Annotated in this window: 19 protein-coding genes and 3 pseudogenes; 14 read left to right on the top strand and 8 right to left on the bottom strand. The window is 58.9% G+C overall.

Annotated elements, in window-relative coordinates; translation table 11 throughout:
- Nucleotides 1–82 precede the first annotated feature (82 nt).
- The 6 genes from NO345_RS19305 to NO345_RS19280 all read left to right on the top strand — a co-directional run bounded on the left by NO345_RS19305 (nucleotide 83) and on the right by NO345_RS19280 (nucleotide 3169).
- Entirely contained in the window at nucleotides 83–475 is a 393-nt protein-coding gene (locus tag NO345_RS19305) for an SWIM zinc finger family protein (protein WP_256302016.1), read from the top strand.
- Nucleotides 476–601: 126 nt separating this feature from the next.
- The gene (locus tag NO345_RS19300) at nucleotides 602–1168 is read left to right on the top strand and encodes a DUF7342 family protein (protein WP_256302014.1); all 567 of its coding nucleotides are present in this window, start codon (nucleotides 602–604) and stop codon (nucleotides 1166–1168) included.
- Nucleotides 1161–1589, top strand: a complete 429-nt coding sequence (locus tag NO345_RS19295) for a toxin-antitoxin system TumE family protein (protein WP_256302012.1) — start codon at nucleotides 1161–1163, stop codon at nucleotides 1587–1589. The genes NO345_RS19300 and NO345_RS19295 overlap by 8 nt, the downstream gene beginning before the upstream one ends.
- Before the next feature lie 114 nt (nucleotides 1590–1703).
- Nucleotides 1704–2192 (top strand): DUF7995 family protein, encoded by a 489-nt coding sequence (locus NO345_RS19290; RefSeq protein ID WP_256302010.1) that lies wholly within the window; start codon nucleotides 1704–1706, stop codon nucleotides 2190–2192.
- A gap of 42 nt (nucleotides 2193–2234) precedes the next feature.
- Nucleotides 2235–2606, top strand: a complete 372-nt coding sequence (locus NO345_RS19285) for a hypothetical protein (RefSeq protein ID WP_256302008.1) — start codon at nucleotides 2235–2237, stop codon at nucleotides 2604–2606.
- 2 nt (nucleotides 2607–2608) lie between these two features.
- Nucleotides 2609–3169, top strand: coding sequence for a hypothetical protein (locus NO345_RS19280; RefSeq protein WP_256302006.1), 561 nt, complete (start codon nucleotides 2609–2611; stop codon nucleotides 3167–3169).
- A gap of 145 nt (nucleotides 3170–3314) precedes the next feature.
- On the opposite strand, the pseudogene NO345_RS19275 reads toward NO345_RS19280, so the two are convergent.
- Both NO345_RS19275 and NO345_RS19270 read right to left on the bottom strand, forming a co-directional pair.
- Nucleotides 3315–3656, bottom strand: a pseudogene (locus tag NO345_RS19275) (DUF234 domain-containing protein); the annotation flags it as partial.
- A 33-nt stretch (nucleotides 3657–3689) separates the two neighbouring features.
- Complete coding sequence (locus NO345_RS19270; protein ID WP_256302002.1) at nucleotides 3690–5027, bottom strand: RNA-guided endonuclease TnpB family protein; 1338 nt, start codon at nucleotides 5025–5027, stop codon at nucleotides 3690–3692.
- Between the two features lie 229 nt (nucleotides 5028–5256).
- Here NO345_RS19270 and NO345_RS19945 point away from each other — a divergent pair, with 229 nt between their 5' ends.
- The gene (locus tag NO345_RS19945) at nucleotides 5257–5475 is read left to right on the top strand and encodes a DUF8129 domain-containing protein (protein WP_256302030.1); all 219 of its coding nucleotides are present in this window, start codon (nucleotides 5257–5259) and stop codon (nucleotides 5473–5475) included.
- 534 nt (nucleotides 5476–6009) lie between these two features.
- Here the strand turns inward: NO345_RS19945 and NO345_RS19260 are convergent.
- Nucleotides 6010–8169, bottom strand: a complete 2160-nt coding sequence (locus NO345_RS19260; protein ID WP_256302000.1) for a PAS domain S-box protein — start codon at nucleotides 8167–8169, stop codon at nucleotides 6010–6012.
- Between the two features lie 118 nt (nucleotides 8170–8287).
- Here NO345_RS19260 and NO345_RS19255 point away from each other — a divergent pair, with 118 nt between their 5' ends.
- The 6 genes and pseudogenes from NO345_RS19255 to NO345_RS19230 all read left to right on the top strand — a co-directional run bounded on the left by NO345_RS19255 (nucleotide 8288) and on the right by NO345_RS19230 (nucleotide 14482).
- Nucleotides 8288–9511, top strand: a complete 1224-nt coding sequence (locus NO345_RS19255; protein ID WP_256301998.1) for a TrbL/VirB6 family protein — start codon at nucleotides 8288–8290, stop codon at nucleotides 9509–9511.
- Nucleotides 9508–10518, top strand: a complete 1011-nt coding sequence (locus NO345_RS19250) for a TraC-like domain-containing protein (protein ID WP_256301996.1) — start codon at nucleotides 9508–9510, stop codon at nucleotides 10516–10518. The genes NO345_RS19255 and NO345_RS19250 overlap by 4 nt, the downstream gene beginning before the upstream one ends.
- Entirely contained in the window at nucleotides 10515–12521 is a 2007-nt protein-coding gene (locus NO345_RS19245) for a VirB4 family type IV secretion system protein (protein WP_256301994.1), read from the top strand. Before NO345_RS19250 ends, NO345_RS19245 begins: the two co-directional genes overlap by 4 nt.
- The gene (locus tag NO345_RS19240) at nucleotides 12518–13672 is read left to right on the top strand and encodes a phage NrS-1 polymerase family protein (protein WP_256301993.1); all 1155 of its coding nucleotides are present in this window, start codon (nucleotides 12518–12520) and stop codon (nucleotides 13670–13672) included. The genes NO345_RS19245 and NO345_RS19240 overlap by 4 nt, the downstream gene beginning before the upstream one ends.
- A 113-nt stretch (nucleotides 13673–13785) precedes the next feature.
- Nucleotides 13786–14054: pseudogene (locus tag NO345_RS19235) on the top strand (AbrB/MazE/SpoVT family DNA-binding domain-containing protein).
- Nucleotides 14054–14482: a type II toxin-antitoxin system VapC family toxin gene (locus NO345_RS19230; protein WP_256301991.1), complete on the top strand. Its 429-nt coding sequence runs from the start codon at nucleotides 14054–14056 to the stop codon at nucleotides 14480–14482. Before NO345_RS19235 ends, NO345_RS19230 begins: the two are co-directional and overlap by 1 nt.
- A gap of 40 nt (nucleotides 14483–14522) precedes the next feature.
- Here NO345_RS19230 and NO345_RS19225 read toward each other — a convergent pair.
- The 5 genes and pseudogenes from NO345_RS19225 to NO345_RS19205 form a co-directional block, all read right to left on the bottom strand.
- Nucleotides 14523–15381: pseudogene (locus NO345_RS19225) on the bottom strand (IS5 family transposase).
- A gap of 356 nt (nucleotides 15382–15737) precedes the next feature.
- Entirely contained in the window at nucleotides 15738–16418 is a 681-nt protein-coding gene (locus NO345_RS19220; protein WP_256301989.1) for an FkbM family methyltransferase, read from the bottom strand.
- A gap of 92 nt (nucleotides 16419–16510) precedes the next feature.
- Nucleotides 16511–16795 (bottom strand): hypothetical protein, encoded by a 285-nt coding sequence (locus tag NO345_RS19215; protein WP_256301987.1) that lies wholly within the window; start codon nucleotides 16793–16795, stop codon nucleotides 16511–16513.
- Nucleotides 16777–17355 (bottom strand): hypothetical protein, encoded by a 579-nt coding sequence (locus NO345_RS19210; RefSeq protein WP_256301985.1) that lies wholly within the window; start codon nucleotides 17353–17355, stop codon nucleotides 16777–16779. The genes NO345_RS19215 and NO345_RS19210 overlap by 19 nt, the downstream gene beginning before the upstream one ends.
- Complete coding sequence (locus NO345_RS19205; protein WP_256301983.1) at nucleotides 17346–17801, bottom strand: hypothetical protein; 456 nt, start codon at nucleotides 17799–17801, stop codon at nucleotides 17346–17348. Before NO345_RS19205 ends, NO345_RS19210 begins: the two co-directional genes overlap by 10 nt.
- A 277-nt stretch (nucleotides 17802–18078) precedes the next feature.
- Here NO345_RS19205 and NO345_RS19200 point away from each other — a divergent pair, with 277 nt between their 5' ends.
- Nucleotides 18079–20547 (top strand): STT3 domain-containing protein, encoded by a 2469-nt coding sequence (locus NO345_RS19200; RefSeq protein ID WP_256301981.1) that lies wholly within the window; start codon nucleotides 18079–18081, stop codon nucleotides 20545–20547.
- Nucleotides 20548–20557: the final 10 nt, after the last annotated feature.

Below are 20557 nucleotides of genomic sequence, written 5' to 3'. Positions count from 1 at the left end.
TATGCTCACCTGTGGGATGAGGTGAGTACTGATTCCCACCAACGAAACGCATCCACTGACGAGACTGGAGTTCAGCAAGCGCGTGCGTCGGCGCGCCGAGTACGAGGCCTTCGAGTTCGCACTCATCCCGGAGGGCGTGCTCGTGACCAACTGCAGCCACGCCGACCCGAGCGAGCATCGCTACCTGGTGCGGGTCGTCGACGGGCTCCCAGCTTCGTGTAGCTGCCCAGCAGACGAGCGCTTCGACGGCGCGTGCAAACACCGCGTCGCCGTCGCGATTCGAGGTCCAGTTCTCGGTGCTGCACAGCGGAATGCCGTTGCGACCGACGGCGGTCTGGTGCCGGTCGAAGACCCAGATTCTGAGCCCGGTGACGGGGACGACTGTGACTGCAGCGAGCTTCCGGATAGTGTCCCGTGCTGGCCGTGCTTCCGCGACGGGGAGCAGGGGTTCGAAAACGAGTCGTTGCCCGACTGAACGACGGATCCCGATTCAATTGTCGGAACGGATGTGGCGAGAAACGCCACCATCGTGAGAGAACAGTATTACCGAAATAATTCAGTTTACAATAGATATATCACAGGAAAACGCGTAGATATGTGTATGGACCTGACCGACACGCCCGAAGAGATGCCCGAAGCGGACGGAGAACCGCCTGACTTCAGCAAGTTGGAGCCTCCGGAAGAACTCCTGAAAGGCGGGTCGATTAGAGAGCGGATGCTCGATGTCGTGATGCAAGTCCGCGAGCCGACGAAGGTGTCGGCCATTGCTGACCGGGCGGACTGTGACACGGAGACAGCACGCGATTACCTGGAGTGGTTCACCGAGATGGGAGTCGTGCGCGAACTGTCGGGGCGGCCAGTTCAGTACGAGCGAAACGATTCGTACCTGGAGTGGCGCAGAGTCGAGCAGATTCGTCAGGAACTCTCGGAGAGTGAAATCGTCGAGCGACTGAAAGAGACGCTCGACGCAGTCGAGGCGCACCGGAATCGCTTCGATGTGGACTCTCCCGATGAGGTGTCGTTGGTTGATGCGAGCCGCGACAGTTCGGTCGAGGAAATCTGGGAGGCAGTGTCTGACTGGAAGACGCTCGAGAAACGCGCGGCACTGCTGGATGCTGCTCGCCGTGACGACCTACCGAGCGGACGTGCGGGGAGCGTGAATGCCTGAGGAAGAGTCAGCCGGCGTCGGTGGTCTCGATGCGTCTGTGCTAGAACGAATCGGTCGACGGTTGCGTGGAAGCGAGCGATTCTCTCGTGTCGAATATCGCCCAGAGTATGCACCGAATGCGGTCGTTGCGACTTTCGAGTCTGGGTATTTCCCAGCCGGTGTCGAGCATGCATCGCTTCGTATTCGGTGGTTCGAGACAGACGATTTCAGTATCCACTACACAGAGCAGTACCACGAGGACAAGGCCTGGGAGTGTCGGTGGGACCGGCATCCGAACGACCACAACGACCGCGAGCATTTCCACCCACCACCGAATGCGAAGACGCCCGGTGAGGATACAGCGTTCCCTCGGGACTGGCGAGACGTGCTCTCGATTGTTTTGTCGTCGTTGGATGAACGAATCAAGTCGTTCTGGGACTGAATGTCCCCCTCACAGGTTGACCTGAGCGACCGCAGCCAGTTTGTGGCGCTGGCAGCGGGTGCCAGCGCGACCGATCGATTCTGTGAGTCGATGGCGTGCTGGCGAGGTTCGACAATGCACCAGCTAATCTATGCACTCGTCGAGGCACCGACCGAAGACAGCGCGCTCGCGGAAGCGAGGATGACGTTCGACCGACTCGTCGGCGCGACGCCACACGACGCGGCTGTCTTCGACTACTACGTCACGTTCGACATGGACGGCCACGCGACGGCCGGTCGAGACCGATGGGGCGACCTGCCGGTTGCAGCTCGCGTCAATTCGACCGAGGGCCAAGCGCTCCTCGAACGCGGCTGGACCGCGACCGTCGCCGAGTTCGAACGTAACCTCGAGAAGATCCGGGAGTCCATCTGTGAGTACAGCACCGAGGACGTGATGCGCGACCGGAACCTGATCCGTCATGCCTGCTACAACCTCGGCGCGTACCGGGGCCCCTCACTGTACCTCTACGACCGACATGGGGACGGGATTCGTGACCCCGGCCACTTGGAGCGCGTGCTGGATACGAGCGAACTGTGGATCGTCCCGGCCGACGTGCACTACTGACCACCCACGAAGTTTATTATGTGTAGGTCCTACACATAGATGATGGCCGAAGAGAAAACACGAGTCGATTTCAACGCCCCGAAATCGCTCGTCGAGCGCGCCGATAGCGTCGTCGAAATCCTCGATATCTCACGGACACGTCTGCTCATTGATGCCCTCGAAGACGAACTCGAGGAACTCGCGAACGACACAGAGTTCCGTCGCCGTCTCGGCGACGCCTACTATCAGGGTCGGGTCGACTACGAGACCGTCGAAGCAATCCTTGGCCGCGAGGAAGCGATGCGAATGAAGCTTCTCCGGTCCTCAATCGACCGAACACCGGCCGAGCCTCGTCTCGGTGACGGTCCTCCGAGCGATGAGGCCTTCTACGACGGTGACGTTCCTGAATGGAGGGATGAGGAGTCGAACGCCTGACGATGTCGGAGAAGGCGCGCGCTGTCGTCGACACCAACGTTCTGTTGAACCTCGCAACACCAGTCGTCGACGGCCGACCGAAGGCCCCTACCGGAGCAGACCCGCTCAAAGCACTTCTCACCGCGTACGACGTCCACATACCTGCGAGCGTTCTCGGAGAGCTCGGCGAGGCGACAGGGAACGGTGATCTCCTGTCTGCAGCCGCCGATCTCGTCTTACAAGCCACACAGCACCTGACCACGCACGATGTCGACGAGCGTCACGACGATCCACTCGGATACGGGCTCGACCGTGGCGAATCCGAGGGTATCTGGCTGGCCAACGAACTGGCGGCGGACCTGTTCATCACCGACGAGTTCAGCACGACGAACTACCTCTTCGTTGCCCTTGCCCTCGACGACCGGAATACGCTCTTTACGACGCCGTACGTTCTCTGTACACTCGCTACCCACCGAATCCTTCCCACAGAATACGTTGCGGCTGCACTCAGCTACTACGTCGAAACTAAGAGCTGGGATGCAGGGTATGTCGCTCAGCTTCGCCAGCAGTACCTCGTCGACTGATTCCCCCGGCTACAGCCCCCCGAGGGAGACAAACGAGAGTTCCTCCGGTGTGCCATCGGTGCCCTCTGAGTTCGGGTTGAACCGAAGGTCACTGATTGTCTGAATCCCATGGTCGACTCCACCGTCTTTCAGGACGTGGAGGAGGTCACTGGGTCGTTCCACTCTCGAGAACAGCCACGACATCGGAGAGGCCGAAGAGACGGAGGTCACTGCGCTCGTCTGCAGCTTCCTCGACCGAGCGCTTGAACCCAGAGCGGCTGAACAAGGCGAATTCATACGTCGGCTCACCACCTGTGGTGGGTGTCCAGTCGATGTGTTCCACGTCGTCTTCCAGATTCGAAAGCACGTCGTAGCCGAGGGGGTCGCTGGTGAATTTCACCTCGCCGGCAATCAGCGTTGACTCGTCAGTTGGTGCGACGACGTCTACCTCCCGGCCCTTGTACCACCACTGGCTCGGCATCTGCGTGAGCTGGTAGTCTGCGTGAAGTACCCCGCGTCAGGTGACGCGGGGCGTCCGTGTCTAATCCGCCGTAGACGCAACGGTCTTTAATTCCGCTCGCGCTTGGCTCTCGCCTTGCGCCGACGTTCCGTGTCGGTGAACACCCGAACCAAAAACTGGTCCGTGAGCGTCGGCCTCTTCACACAGGCCCGATGCCGTCCGTCTCACCTTCCGAACGCTCGAAAGCATATCGAGAGACGGCACATTCTCATCGTGGTCAGTAAACCATTCTTGCGCCACACAAACCGCCGCCTTCCGGTCCGCATGGTCTTGAAACCCGCACTCTGTACACTTGAACCGCTTCCGCCGACGGTTCGACCGCGCCGTATGCAGACAACTCGTTCGCGGACACCGTTGACTCGTGTACTCAGGGTCCACGTCACCGCTCGGGATGCCGTCCCACGCGGCTTTGTACGAAGTCATCGTCCGAAGAGCGGCGAACGGTAGGCTGTGTAAGCGGCGGTTCATCCGCGTTCCGTAATCGATGGAGTCTCGCATGTCTTTGAGGTCTTCAAAGACAATTACCGGGTCGTTGAATTGCGAAACCCATCGAGTTACGTCGCGCGATACTTTGTGGATTTGGTCGTGAACGAAGTCTTGTTCCTCCGAGCGAACCACGTTCTCGAACGCTGCTTGCCCGACTTTCTGCATCCGCTTGCGCTTCGTGAAATACTCGTGGCGAACACGCTTGATGTCCGGGTACTCGAAAATGATTGAGTCGAGTACGTCACCAGTGTCTCGATTCATCGCGGCGAGCGCCACACAGTCTTCATTGATGTCGACTCCAACCACGGTGTCAGCGTCGTCTGGGGACGATACGGTGCGTGTTTTGTGCGTGACTGAAACGTGGAGTCTCCACTCGTCGTGTTTGTACACGAGCTCGGCCACGCCGACCCTCCACGTTTCAGATGAGAGCGCGTTCTTGACTCGTTCGAGGTGGTCGGGACTCCCCCGAAGCGTACCTTTGACGTAGTTGTACGGTTTGTAACTCACGCGGAACCGGACGTTTTCATCGTCGTCCACGGTGAGGGCGTAGCCTTCGTCGTGGTTCATTCGGAGTGGGTACGGTTCGTCGATGTACGGATATGGGCGTCCCCACTCGTCGTGTTTGTGCTCGTGGTACGTCTCGATTTCTCCGAGTGCTTTCTGGACAAGGAGCTGCGTCGTGTTTTTGACGAGGTTAGCGTTCTCGACCACTGTGTCTTGGATGTCATTCCACCCCCAGTGTTCGTTGTCGAGTCGGTTGGTTTCGTTGCGGATTCGTCGGGCTTCGAGGTTGGCGTCGTGCAAGTTCTTAGGTTCACCTTCTCGGACGGTGAGTCCAAACGAGAGGGTTTGAGTTAGCCCTAAGTCTTGCATTACGTATAGTTTGTCGTAAGATGAGTTAAATTTAGTGGTTTGTTGGCATTCACCCACGGGTCAGGTGACCCGTGGTACTCTGCCGTGACCGCTGTATAGAGGGCCTGCAGCCGATCGAGTTCTTCGATACGATTGACGAACTGGTCTATACCCTCAGTTGTCGTGGGAGGTACATATACGCTCTGAAGTTAGGGTCTGAACTATTATAGTCTAAACTCTAATAGTATGGATTCTAATAGGGAGTCAATTAGGGAGCGAGGAGAAATTAACGCCTGCACAGCGACTGGATCCACCGAACGTCCGACTCATCGACGCCGGAATCGCGACCATCGACGATATGGAGACGCTTCGTGCATGCGTGGCATACGAGAATACGCACCGGAAGCGGGTGCAGATTCTTCGATTGTTGGAGTTGCGAGCGGCGGAGATTCGCCACGGCACGAGTTAGCACCGGGGGCCGATGTCGACCTTCTTCAACCCCCTCAATGACTGAAAACAGATTGGAACCCTGACATAGAAGCCAAAAACAACATACAATGGGCCAACGTCCGTCTCACTGGATAGACCAGAGGGGGGTCTGTCCACTATGGTCTCCGATTCACTTTCCATTCCCAATCTCGAACTCCCCCTGTCGATTTTTCATAGAAGTGAGCACGACGACGCTGCGCTGTTCTTCGTAGGACTCTCCACGGCGCTGGTCGTCTGTCGTGCGAGTTGAGGTGACGTTCTACTGAGTGGCTGCTTTCTGTGAGATGGTTGTGGCTTTGTATGACAGCCAACATGCTTATTCATTGTGAACAACTAACATGATGTGGATGGGCCGAACAGGGTCTGTCCACGTTCAGAGTCACCCTCTCTCCCCACGACAGGGTCTTTTCCCGACGTTTCTCCACCCACGCCATTCCAGCAGCGCTGTCCCTCCACTGGTCAGTTCAGAGGTACGCCAGGTGGAAGCCGACGACCGCAGTCGTCGGTCGATTGCTCATTCGGTATCCGTCCGTACATCGAAGCGCGCCCCACCATCGGCGCTCTCGGTGAGCTGAACCGTCCAGTCGTGCGCGGCGACGATCTGTTCGACGATATCCAGGCCGAAGCCAGTCCCCGCATCTGCCGTCGAGTAGCCCGCCTCGAACACCTTCTCGTGCTCGGACTCCGGGATTCCCGGGCCATCGTCCGCAACGTAGAACCCGGTATCGGTGTCACCGACGGTCACGGTGACGTCCATTCCGCCGTGCTCGACGGTGTTTCGAATGAGGTTCTCGAACAGTTGCTGGAGTTGGTCCGGGTCCGCATCCACGGAGCGCTCGGTCTCGACGACGAGCGTCGCGTCTCGTGTGTCGACCGTCTCCCAACAGTTCCGGACGAGCTCTGAAAGTGCAACTCGCTGGAATTCCATCGCTTCGTCACCCAGTTGTGCCAGGGTGAGCAGGTTCTCGACGAGGTCGTCCATCCGGTTCAACGCGAACTCGATGTCGTCTGTGTGCTCGCTCTCACACTCGTCGCTGAGGAGTTCGAGACGGCCCTGGGCGAGCTGGAGCGGGTTCCGCAGGTCGTGGCTGACGACGCTCGCGAAGCGGTCGAGGCGTTCGTTCTGTCGGAGGAGTTCGTCCTCGCGCGCTCGCTGCTCTGTGATGTCGCGATCCATCGCCACGAACCGGTCCTCCCCGTCGAGGTCCAGCCGGATCAGGTGGACCTCGACCGGGATCGTCTCCCCGTTGGAACGCCGGAGCTCGGCTTCGAACCGTCGTGGACAGTTCGTTTCCAGGCCGTCCCAGAACGACTGCGCTCGCTCCCTGTCGGCCGTCGCGTCGATGTCCCACACCGTCTTCCCGACGAGTTCGGACTCCGTGTACCCGAGTTTCCTGCAGGTCTCACGGTTGACGTCCTGGATGACGCCGTCGGCGTCGTGGAGTATGATCATGTCGGGTGAGCCATCGAACAGCGCTTCGAGCCGAGCCGTGCTGGACTGGAGGTGCTCTTCGGCGGCCTTTCGGTCCGTCACGTCGTCGTGGAAGCTGACGAAGCGTGCCAGCTCGCCGTCGGAATCGAACACGGGCGCGACCCGGACGCGATCCCAGAACACCGTCCCGTCCGCCCGATGGTTTCGCAGCTCCACGGTGGCCCGGTCACGCTCCTGGATGGCAGAGCGGAGCTCGGCAACGGCCTCGGCGCTCGTGTCCGGACCCTCCAGGAAGAGCCAGTCTCGTCCCACGACATCGGCGCTGTCGTCGCCGCTGAGTTCGGTGAATCGATCGTTCGCGTACGTGATCGGGTTCCCGTCGGCGTGGGGGTCAATCAAGACGATTCCGACGGGTGCTTCGTCCATCGCGCGCGTTCGGAGTGAGAGCGCCCGTTCCGTGGCGGGGTCGTCGATGGGTGAGAACGTACAGATGAGCGAGCCGTCGGCGCTGACGGTGAGCGTGTGGTTGGTCTCGATGACACTGCCATCGTTACGCTTGTAAGAGGTCCGGCCCTGCCACTGCCCTTGTCGTGCTTCCGGTAACAGGACCTCGTAGACCTCGTCGATGTCTTCGTCACGATACAGAACCTCCCAGTGCTCGCCGAGTAGTTCTTGACGCTCGTACCCGAGGAGGTCCGCACAGGCCTCGTTGACATATTGGATGTAGCCGTCCTCGTCGAGGATGTTGATGCCTCCCTGTGCCGTCTCGATGGCCTGTCGTGCGTGGTCGGCGTAGCGCTCGGCCCAGTACCGCTCGACGACCTGTTCGATTCGGTTGGCCAGGACGGTGTACTGCTCACTGCCACCGCCCTTTTGCAGGTACTCCGTGACGCCAGCAGTGATCGCTTCGCTCGCAATTGCTTCGGAGCCATGGCCGGTGAACAGGACGAACGGCAGGTTCGGGTAGTCCGTTCGGATCTGCTCGAGGAGTTCGAGGCCGTCCAGCCCGGGCATGTCGTAGTCGCTGACGATGCAGTCGAAGTCGGTTGCATCGTCTCGAATCGTCGACAGCGCCGCTTCCGGATCCGTCTCTGTCTGGACGCGAAACCGGTCGCCCTGCCGTTCGAGAAAGGCCGAAACGAGGGCTGCAAGCTGTGGGTCGTCGTCGACGTGGAGGAGATGGATGGGCCCCGAGTCCGGGTGTACGAATCGGTGGCGGTCGCCCCCGGAATCAGCAGTCATACACAATCGTCACGGAGCGGGAAGTATGGATTTGTTGGTTGCTCAAACATGGGGTCTGGAATCGGCACATCTGTAGCGAAGCGACCGCCGAACTCGAAACCGTTCAGGAGGAGGACTGATGGGTCTAAAAGAGATAATAATCGATGCCCTCACAGACTTCGTTGAGGAGCTATTCCAGCCTCTCGAAACCCTCGTCGAGGAGTACGGCAACGAGGTTCTCCAGTTCGTGATCGGCACGGATGCGCCGAACGCGATCTTCAGTCGGCCCACGAACGGCGTCTGGCCCAGTCTCTACGATTACTACTGGGAGTCGATCGTCCCGCTCGCACTCGGTGTCTGGGCGCTGTCGATCGGTCTGATTATCCTGCTGGAGTCGACGAGCAATCTCTTCAGCGGTTACCAGGGAGCACGGCTGAAACGGCGTGCGTTCGCAGGACTGCTCGCTATCCTCTCGTGGTGGTGGATCGCCGCGTTCTCGCTGCAGTTCGTGGACAACCTCGGAGTGTACATCCTCCCGGACCTCTCGGACGTCGATTTGATCGAGACCATCTCGTATAGTGCCCTCAGTGCGATCGCCTACGCGATCTCGGTGTCCGTGAACAACTCGCTCCTCGCTTCCATCGCGATCGTCTATCTAGCCAGGCGAATTGCGCTGTACATGTTCGTTCTGGTGATGCCGCTCCTGATCGTCATGTGGATCCCGAGTGTGGGCCCGTTTGCGCTCGTCGCGCGGTTCATGAAGCGGCTGGCAGGTTTCTACGTGCCCTTCCTGTTCATGACGTTCCCAGCGGTGGTCCTGTTCCGACTCTCGGCTATCCTCGGCGAGAATTTCGGACTCTCGGTCACCGGTCTGATCTCGTGGATCCTCGGCCTCGTGACGCCGTTTCTCGCACTCGTCGCGCCATTCGTCCTGTTCTGGCAGGCGGGCGCGATGTTCGTCGCGAGCGAGCGTATCGGTCGCCAGGTCTCGACAGGCCGTCTGGGACAGCAGATGAGCTCTACCAAGCAAGCAGGCCAGACCGCAGCCCACGGGGGCCGGAACTTCTCCCGGGGACTTCGCGGGGACAGCGCGATTCGGCGGGATGGACAGACAGTGCTCGGCTCTGGCAACTCCCGGGCACACGCAGCGGGACAGCGGGTTCGCGGGACGCGAGACTCACTCGGTGCCGTGTTCTCCACACCGACGAGACAGAGTGCAGGTGGTCCGTCCACCGATTCAGCTGGTCCTCACAGCAGCACACGAAACGAGTCCTTCGACGCGCTCCGACCAGACCGGCCGAGCGCACTCCCACCAGCACGCACAGCGCAGACGACTGACGCAACAGACGCCAATCAGACATGAGTACGGAACCAGCGAAACGAGTCCCGAAGTCGATCGGTACAGACGCAAAACTGTTCGGAAGCTACACGCTCACCGACCTGATGGTCGGCCTGTTCCCCGGGGTTGTCGTCGTGCTCGCGACACAGCTCCTGGTCCCGGCGACGACGACCATCGCGGGCTATCGGATCCAGCAGATCGTCATCCCGCTCGCTGCACTCGCAACGGTGGTCGGCGCGGTGTTCGTCTACCTCACGCCGACGTACACCTCGAGCATCGACTGGGTGACCTCGATGCTCGCATACTTGCGCCGACCCTCGCAGCTCGACCACGAGGACGCGAAGGAGTACACACAGCTCGAGCGAGTCCATCAAGAGCTCGGTGCCATCGAGCGGACCGACGGCGCGTTCGTGGGCATCGTTCAGGTGACGCCGCCCATGCTCGCGCTGGCGACCGACGAGGAGTGGACGCAGACGACGGCGGCGTTCCAGCGGTTTCTCAACACGACCGTCGAGTTCCCGCTACAGTTCTATTCGACGACCCGGTCGTTTCCGGTGGAAGAGTACCTCTCGCACTACGAACGCCGGCTTCAGGATTCGGACGTCAAGGAGAACCCCCAGCTGACCGCGCTCATCGAGGAGTACATCGAGTGGTACGGCCGCGAGCTCGACTCACGTCAGATGACCATCCGTGACCACTACGTCGTCGTCTCGGTGCGTCCCGAGGAGGTCCAGTTCGAACGCGAGAGCATCACCCAGCAACTCGCCGGGCTTCCTGTATTGGGGCTGTTCATCCGCGCGATTGCCGCGCCACCGATCGAGAAACAGCGCGCCGTGTTGCAGCAGCGACTCGACGAGCGCCTGCGACGGGTCAGCGGTGGCCTGCGGGAGATCGACGGCTGTACTGCCCACAGTGTTCCCGTCGAAGCGGCGACGGAACTCGTCGAGGAGTTCTGGGCGGGAACCGACGCGTCACAGGGCGAGATGGACCAGCGGCTGCGGACGACACCGCTCGTCGGAGGCGTGCAATGATTCGGATTCTTCGCTCGTTCTTCGCCAACGACCCGGAGGGCGACGGAGAGGAGACGGACGCGACAGCTCCGAATGAGGGACTGGACCGTAATCTCGGGTCGGTTGCGGAGAGCCACCGGTCGCTCGTGAGCGCGGACAGCATCGAGGAGTTCCCGAACAGCGTCCAGATGGGTGAGCAGTTGACACGAACGCAGTGGGTCGCGGAGTATCCGGACGCGCCCACGGACGGGCTGTTCGAACAGCTGTACTCGACCGGCGAGACGCGAGAGACCGATATCGCGATTCACGTCGACCCCCGGGATACGGACCGGACGCTGAACGAACTGGAGAACAAGATCGAGACGCTCGAAGCCGACCACGAGTACCTGAATGAACGGCACCGAGCCGGGGCGCGTGGCATCCGGAAGGACCTGGAGGACTATCAGGACCTCTACGACGTGCTGCGGAACACGCCGATGGAGGCGTTCGACGTCTCGATGTACCTCACCACGAGAGCCGACGAGCCCGACGCAGAGCGCGTCGACGTCGATGGCGTGCTCGGGGCGGCGAGACGTGCGCCGGCGAACCTGACGCCCGTGACGCCGCGCTGGCAGCAGCTCGACAGCCTCGTCTCGTGCAGTCCCATCGGCGTGGACCGACTCGACGACTCACTCGACTCGACCACACCCATGCTCGGGGGTGCGCTTGGTGCGATGTTCCCGTTCGTTTCGGGTGCGTTCGCAGAGCCTGGTATCGAGTACGGCACGTACGCGCTCAACGAGAGCCCGCTCATCCTCGACCGGTTCGAACGCGAAACCGGGTACTGTACGATGGTCATCGGGAAGCTCGGCGCAGGCAAGTCGTTCTCGACGAAACTCCAGCTCCTGCGGCGGGCGATGTACGACCCCGATACGATCATCGTGATGCTCGATCCACTCGAGGGGTTCGCGGGCGTGAGCGACGCACTCGGTGGCGAGCGCGTCACCGTCGGCGGGACGCGTGGGTTCAATCCACTCGAGATCAGGGAGACGCCCAGCGAGGTGCTGGAGTCGACACCCGACATCGACCCGTGGGGCGAGCAGGTCGCGTGGGTGCTCACGTTCTTCAAGACGTTCTTCACGCACGTCGCGTCGAACCCCCTCGGCGACCGCACACAGACCCTACGCCGTGCCGTGCAGGAGACCTACGAGCAGGCGGGCATCACGCGGGACCCAGACACCCACGGCAAGGAGTCGCCGACGATCACCGACCTCATGCGCGTACTGGAGTCGATGCTCGACGAACCGGAGGCGTTCGGCTACCCGACCGAAGGTGTGCAGGAGCGAGTTCGTGCGGACGCCGAAGCGCTGCTCACCGACCTTCAGCCGTCGTTCCGTCCGGACGGTGACTTCGCGAACCTCGCCCAACCCACGGAGTTCGACCTCGACTCGTCCGTGGTGTACCTCGACCTGCACCAGGAGGAGGGAGTCCGTGGACAGGCGGAGACGAGCCTGATGATGCAGGTACTGTTCAACGCCGTGTACGAGCGTGCGAAAGGCACCGACAAGCGTGTCGTGTTCGTCATCGACGAGGCGCACTACCTGCTCCATGATTCGACATCGCTTGGATTCCTTGAGACGGCAGTGCGTCACAGCAGGCACTACGACCTCTCGCTGCACTTCATCACGCAGACCGGTGGGGAATTCGCGCTCACGCCCGAGGCGAAGACCATCGCGAGCCTCTGTTCGATGACGTTGATTCATCGCGTCGACGAGGAGGCCGACAAACTCGCGGAGTGGTTCGGGCTGAGCGAGCGCGAGGTGAACTGGGTCCGTACCGCGAAAGCAGGCAACGACGAGGACGGCTTCTCCGAGGCGTTGCTCGGGATCGACGAGGAGGGCTGGTTCCCACTCCGAGTTCGAGCAAGCCCGTACGAGCGACAGGTGCTCGATGGCGTGGTGACGAGTGAGAGGGAGCCTGGGTCTGATTCCAAGCAGCACTCGAACGTTCGACTGAGCCCCGATAGTGGCGAGGTGCATCGATGACGGTCGACGCGGACGCGATTCCTCCGTCGCTTCGTGAGTACCCGCAGTGGGTCTGCTGGCGCGCGAAAGAGCGCGATGGCAAGATGACCAAGATCCCCATCGATCCGCAGACCGGCTCGTTCGCGTCGGTGTCTGATCCGGAGACGTGGGCGATTTACGAAGTCGCGCTTGGGGCTTCGGAATCGGAGGACGGACTCGGATACGTGTTCACCGAGGACGACCCCTTCGTCGGTGTGGACCTCGACGACTGTCGGGAGGACGGCGAGCTCACCGGGTGGGCCGAAGACATCGTCGAGAGATTGGATTCCTACACCGAGGTCAGTCCCTCAGGTACGGGTGTCCACGTGCTCATCGAGGGGATGATTCCGAGCACCAAGTCCCGGTCTGGGTCAGTCGAATGCTACGACTCGGCCCGGTTCTTCACCATGACCGGCGACCACGTCGACGGGACACCGACTCGAATTGAGGAACGACAGGACACGTTCGCGCCGGTGTACGACCAGTACGTGTACGGCGACGACGAGTCGACGACCGAGGAGCGAGCACAGAAGCGCGACGCTGGTTCCACGCCGACCTCGATCTCCGACGCCGAACTCATCGAGAAGGCGACGAGCGCGAAGAACGGCGAAAAGTTCGAACGGCTCTGGAACGGAAGTACGGCAGGATACGAGAGCCAGTCAGAGGCTGACATGGCACTCTGTTGTCTGCTGGCGTTCTGGACTGGCAACGACGAGGCTCGCATGGATCAGCTGTTCCGTGACTCCGGTCTCTACCGGGAGAAGTGGGACGAGGTCCACTACGCGGACGGGTCGACCTATGGAGAACAGACTATCGCAAACGCCGTGCAGGTGTCGAACGAGACGTACGAGCAAGACACAGGAGATCAGGGCATCGCTGGCACCGGCTCCTCCGTCTCGGCTTCGAACCAAGAGCCCACACTGCTCCGCGAACGCGTCGACCTACTCAGGTCTCGTCTCGACAGCCTCGAACGAGAACTTGCAATCACACGGGACGAGGTTGCCGAGCTTCGGCAGTCCCAACAGTCTCGTTCTGAACTTCGTGAGGGTGAGACCGAACCCAGCGCACAAGCGGAGTCAGTCACTGTCCAACCATCGTCACCACTGCAACGTCTGATTGACGTATTCTGGTAGACTGGCTCGGGGTTAACTCCGAGGTACTCGCCTCGATAACCGGTAAATCTGTGCGGGATCCATCGGATACATGTGGCGCAACATGTATCACGCAAGAATCTTTGTCGTTGAATATGGCAACTGAAGAACCTTCCAAGGAAACGAAGGTTAGCGAACGGGGATGGTCACGATTCCAGCCGACCTCCGGCGTCGGCTCGACATCGAGGCCGGCGATAAGCTTCGCTGGGACACCGACGACGACGGGAATCTCTCTGTAGAGGTGGTCAAACAGCGCTACGGTGCGTTCGACGACTTCGAACCGGTTTCGATGGGTGGTGGCGGATCTGAAACGCACGATCTCGCCGGTCTCGAGGAAGACCCTGCGTTCTCGGAGAACAACTGATGGCGGTCGCAGTCGTTGATACGGGCGTTCTCATCGGGATGGCGGACACCGACGACCAGCACCACGATGTCGCCATGGATATCGTCAGGGAGATGGACCACGGCAATCTTCCGACTGGTCTGGTCACGAACTACATCGTTCTCGAAATTCTCAACTGGATCCACAATAGGAAACGCCACGGCGAGGCTGAAGAGACGTACGAGCGGTTGAACCAGTCTGTCGGGTTCGAGGTACTCCACGCGGCCCAGAAGGACTTCAACAGCGCCGTGAAACTCTTCAAGACCTACGACGGCCTGTCTTTCGGCGATGCGACGAATATCGCATACATGCGGCGGGAGGATATAGAGTATCTATACGCATTCGACGACGATTTCGATGCAATCGGAAGTATCACCCGGCTGGAAACACCGGACAACCCGTTCAAATAATCGTACTTCAGAGTATCGGACCTTGTTTAGACGCGTGAATTCACGGTTGTGAGGTGTTGATGCTGAGTTCGATGTTTCTGACGGCGCATTTCAGGACAAGTTCGCGGAACTGACCAAACCAGGTTCTCGCTCGAACGATCTCGCCGTATTTGCGTCGAAGCGCGAAAAACGTCGATTCGACGTTCGAGCGTTGATGGTGGACCGCATCATCTAGAAAGAATCTGTTGGCGCTACCGTGCCACCCGGATTCTCGGTGCTTGATTACTTTCTTGACGCCTTCTGAACAGAGTCTGTGGCGAAGGTGCCACTAGTCATATCCTTTGTCTGCGGTGAGAATGTTCAGTTTGTAGAGGTTTCGTTTGATCATCTGCCAGCCGATCTTGGAATCATGCGGTTGTTTCATCAAGCAATGTATGTCGAGAATCACACTAGTCTTACAGTCGATGAGCGCGGTCGTTTTTACAGCCTTGAACGTGTATTTCGTCCGTTTTGCGTAGTTTGGCTCGTAGCGACACGATCCATGCCGGTTGCGTCGATCGCTTGAGATTCGTCAGGTCGTGCAATTCTGCTGATAACCGCAACAGAACACGCCAGAGACGCATTTCTAGTTCCTGCTTGCGCGCACACACGGTGGTGAAATCAGGGAGTTCATCCATCTCTAGACCGGGTGTAGAGACGATTCTAGGCATCTCGTGGAGGCCATCGAGCAGCCGCCGATACGGATGGTCTAGGTGCTGCTGGAGACTGTGAATTGCGATAATTACCCAGTCTGCGTACCGTCCATTCCCTTTATTGACTGCTAAAGACGGCTCGCCGACGACGGTTTTTTGAGCAATCGAGACAACGCGTTCAGTGAAGCGGGCGAGTTTGCTGGATACAAACCCGTCTTCCCACTTCACTTCCTAGCAAGTTAGACATTTATCCACTCTTTCTATCGTCTAAACACGCTCGAATCCACCGATATTCTTTCTGCCGCTGCAGGCTCAGTATCTAACGAGGCTGCAAACGAGCTTGGGAAATACTCTTCGCGTCCAGACTCAACCCGATCGGGCACACAACCTTCTCGCACGGCTGATCCACCGTCTCTGATATATTGATTTACTGGCGCCAGAGACCAAACTCCAATGCAGCCTCCCGTCCGGGGCTTGAAAAACCGTCACGTGGGTTCGGCTTCGCTCTCCTGGTATGATTCTTGAGAGATGGTATCGGAGACTGTCCCGTGAGTGTGTGAATTGGGCCACTTGATTCAGCATTGCTACTTCAATGTCCCCGTGACCAGCCCATTGACCCACTGGCCATGGTGAGTTTCCACCGAATAGCCAGAGCTCCGAAGTAGATTCTCTATTGTCTCTACAGAGTCGTACTCTGTCCAGTCCTTTTCCTGGTGAGTCTCAACGATGAACACCCTCGGTCGCGCCTCAGTTTCCTTAAGGATCTGCAATTCAGCCCCCTCGCAGTCCATCTCAATTACGTCGAACTCTTCCAAGGCGTCTAAATCTACCTGTTCGACGCCATCGAAGTCAAAATCGCCACTTGGAGGGCCGACCGCTCCGTGCCTAATATCAACCCTGTCGGCCACGCCGTTTATCGAAATGGTTTCTCTCGCCTTTTCGAACCGTTCCTGATTCGCCTCGTAGGCAACCACACTGCCTGACGACCCTACAGCTTTTGCTGCCTCGACCGTCGAAACACCGAACCCAGCCCCAATCACCAGCACATCATCGCCCTCAGAGACATGCTCGCGAAGTTGCTTGCTGTTCGTTTCCTTAAAATTCGGAAGGTAGCCCTTCGTCCCGAATGGCACAATCCTATCAAACAGACGTAATTTATCATCCGCGACGGGGATTCCATTCCGCCTCGAATACTCCGACCGAGCAGGCAACCAAGGCCGCACCCGATTACGATACTTATCAGCAACCCACGTAAGTCTGCCCATGGGAATGCTCTCCAGCCTACAAGAACAAATACGTTTCCAACCACCACCCCACTTGACCGCGTCCGTCCTCAAAATCAGTGCCCTGGCCAAATCTACGTGATGTTGAAGTCCTCAGCGGTGGCCTGTCCAACTGGATCAGTAATCGTTCCTGTCCCGTTAAGATTCGTGGCGCCAGTCACGTTACCGCGGAGGTCGTTGTTAATCACGAGCGTCCCACTCGCGTCCGAGGTAGTCTTCACACCGTAATCTTGGACGCCAGTGCCAGTATCAGTCGCCCGAAGGCCCTGCACTCCGTTGTTGGTCGGTGTTGCGTTCGCGCCGGAATCCTCGATGCGAGCACCGGTATCCTCGCAGTCCTCTATCCGGCCGTCAAGCACCTACGTTTCGTTCGTGCCGCCAAGGATAATGCCGGCTGCGGACTGGTCGTCATCGGCAGTACTACCACATCGTGCGATGGTACCCACACGCGCCGTGTTCCGTCGCTGTTTTGCATTCGGAACCCCCATCGGAGTATGTCGAACGCACTTACGCGAAACTCACTGCCCTGCGGATCCGACGCCAAAACGCCCTCGCTGATCGTGTTATCCGAGACTGTCACGTCAAGCACGCTATCCTCCACACCCTCCCAGTTGACTGACCGCTCCGTGAAGTTCCCTCGCACTGTGCACTCGGTTTCGCGGATCTCGGTTGGCGTCGTATCCGTAGTGATGCCCTGGCAGGTGTTCGTCCCACCGATGACTGTACAGCCATCAACGACCATGCCGGTGAGGATGTTGGTCAGGAAGATGATGTAATTGTTCGACCGCGCGTTTGGATTCCTCGGACGGCAGTTTGAGATAGTTCCCCCGGTCGTACCGAACGCAAGGAACCCGTGCTTGTGCGGGTCGACAACCGTACAGTCAACGGCGGTCAGGTTCGTACAGTTGACTAGGTCCACGCCAACTCCTGGCGGGTCACGGATTTGGAGTCCTCGAAGCTCTCAACCGTCGCCCCGGCGCTTGATGAGTCCGCCACCGTTGTTCGCTCCGTTGCCGTCGATTTCCCCGCCAGTTGGATGAGTTGGGTTCCGTCGCCCTCGAAGCGAAGAACTTCCTGACCTGCTGCGGTGATAGTGCTATCTGCGACCGCTGCATCCGAGAGCCACAGAATCGTAACGCGCTTCGTGAACGTCTTTTGAGCGTCGACCGTGATGGTCCCGCCGTCTGGCTTGTCGATGACGACTGTGCCGCTAGCAGGGGCATCTGCGACAACGTCAGCAATCGCTTGGCTGTCACTGCCGTACTTCGAGACGTAGATGGCGTTGTTTAGTTCGTCTACACATATCGACTTGTGATTTGCACTCGTCGTTCTATCTCCAATCTCCTTATTGTTCACATCGTACACGGTAGTGCGGCCGTCCGTGATATTACCCACTTCTATAGGCCCGAACTCCCTTCGTGGGGTCCGCCCAGCTCCGCTCAATGCCGCCTTCGAACGGGTCCTTGCGGAAGACCCATAGCCGCGTAACGGGGTGTGTCTGAATCTCCTCTGCGAGTTCGAGAATGAATGTTTCCCCTTCGATACATAGGCTGAACGACACGCTGATGTGCTCCGTCATCGCTCCCTCGACACCTGCGACAATCGCGATGGTTTTATTCCACTCATTGCAGAGTAACGCAGTATGGACGACGTTCGGTCCGCGACTAGGTCCCTGCTCTCGGACAAGCCTTCGCTGGAGGAGGACCTAGAAGCGGTCCTCTCCGTGGATGCCGACGCCGACGGCTGGACGTTCGACGACGTGCCGCTGGACTCGGGGACGTTCGGTGAACTCGTCTCCCGGGGCGTCGTCACGAAGGATGACGAGGGCGACTACCGTGTCGCCGACCGCACGGCCGTCCGTGCCGCACTCGACGGCGACGAGGTTGTGGTAGAGGACGAGGGGGCAGGGGTTTCGCTTCCGGATTTCTCGTTTCCGACTATTGACCGGAACGCAGCGCTTGCATTGACTAGTGCGCTGGCGCTCGTCGTTGTGATGCGCTCTTTCTCGGTTCCGTCGGTGTTCCGTGGCGACGCGATCGTGCTCTCCTCGAACGACCCGTACTACTATCGATACCTCGTTGAACAACTGCTCGCAAAATCGAGCAATCCATTCGATTTCGATGTGATTTCTGGTTCACAGTTTGCGGCGGCCAAGGGTGAGCCTCTGCTGGTGGCGGTTCTTTGGTTCGTTTCAGCGCTGCTCGGTGGCGGACAACACATGTCAGGGGTGGTGCTCGCGCTGTATCCAGTTTTTGCCGCAATCGCCGTCGGAGTGCTACTCTACTTGTTCACCGTGCAGTTAACCGGCGATAGTCGCGTCGGTGTCGCGGCGGTCCTGATGCTCGCCGTGCTTCCAGACCATGTGCTTCGTACCTCGATCGGGTTCGCGGATCACCACGCATTCGACTACCCATGGCTCGTCCTCACCGCATTCGGGCTCGTACGCGCGGTTGAGTGGCCCGACGTGGATGGGGGGAACCAAGCGCTTGCTGTAGGTTGTCTCACCTTCGGCATCACGGGACAGGTCCTTGCCTGGGGGGCCGGCCCGCTTCTCATTCTCCCTATCGGAATCTTTACTGTGGGTTCCACACTCATGTTAGTCGCTACGGAGGGCAATCCGATTCGGTCACACACGCCGATACTGGTTGGAACAGGTTTAGCTGCTGGACTCGTTTGGATAGTTCATTCTGTGCTCAACTGGCACACCGACTTAGCGGCATCTACGCCAGCCCTGCTGTTCGTTGGTGTCCTTACCCTAACAGTATTGGCCGAGACATTCGTTTGGGCCGGGTTCTCTGTGCGGTCGTATATAATCGTACAGGTACTCGGCGGTGTGACCGTTGCCGGTGTTGTGTTTACTCTGTTCTCTGATTTCGCCCAGACTCTCTCAAACCGTGTCAACTCTCTGCTTGAAGCACGGGCGATTGCGGAGACGGGATCACTCGTTCAGGGAGATCTTGGGCTGTTTGTTTCTCCTATTTTCTGGTTTGGGCTTGCTCTCTTCCTCGCTGCCCCGTATCTGGTGTGGATTACAGTAAATGCAGTCCGACGACCTCATCTCACCTGGCTCGTTCCCAGCACGTACGCGTGGTTCTTCCTATTGCTCGCGGTGGTACAGGTCCGCTTTAGTGGTGAGGCAAGTGCGTTCGTCGCACTGTTCGCTGGAATTGGGTTTTTCCATCTTCTTTCAGTTGTAGACGTGACTGACACGGTGCCTGAAATTCTGACATCTCAGGGCGACTCTTCCCCTGCAGGGGACCGTAGAAGTTCCGATATTTCGATTCCAGATCGAACGGCGCTACGTTATGCTCTTGTTATGTTTCTTCTTGTGGCCAGCGTAGGCATGATCATCGCCCCTTTGAAAGTAGATTTAACCACAATTGAGAACGATCAGTACGAGGCAGCTACGGCTATCAGTGAGTCCGTGGATGAGCAGCGGTTGCAATATCCAGAGAGCTACGTTCTCAGCGAGTGGAGTCGAAACCGGATGTATAACTACATTGTGAGCGGCGAGTCGCGTTCGTACAGGTTCGCACGCAACAGATACCCTCCGTTTCTCTCTGCAACTGATCCGTCGAATGCATATGGCCGAATCAATAGAGTAGGTTACGTAATAACTGAGTCACGATTGATTTCAGATGGCATGAACGACTCGACGGTTGGTGTTCGACTGCACGAACACTGGGGAAGTGAGACGAGCAATACGGCTGGTTTGGGACGGTATCAGGCAGTGTACGCGAACACTGACGGTTCACTCAAAGCGTTCCAGGTTGTACCTGGTGCGGTTATCGAGGGGAACGTAGCGCCGGGGCAGGAGGTAACCGTCTCGAAGACGGTTTCGGTGAACGGGCACGAGTTCACATACGAACGGACTGTGACCGCAAACGAGAATGGTGCGTATCGGGTTCGAGTCGCGTATCCAGGCGAATATTCGGCGGAACAGGGGATTGTCGTGGTTTCGCCGGCAGCAGTTCAGAACGGGAGTACGGTGAGTTTTAATTCAACCGAGAGTAGGGGTAACTCTGTTGGTCTGGACTCCGATCCGGCCGAATGGGAGACCATCATCTCGAATTTCTTTGAATTGACGATGCAATTTTATAGTCCCTCGTGACAGGAGAAAA

Origin of the sequence: Haloarchaeobius salinus (genome assembly GCF_024464185.1) — an archaeon.
GTDB classification, from domain to species: Archaea; Halobacteriota; Halobacteria; order Halobacteriales; family Natrialbaceae; genus Haloarchaeobius; species Haloarchaeobius salinus.
Note: the sequence above shows the minus strand (reverse complement) of the source record. Positions and strands in the feature narration are given on the sequence as shown.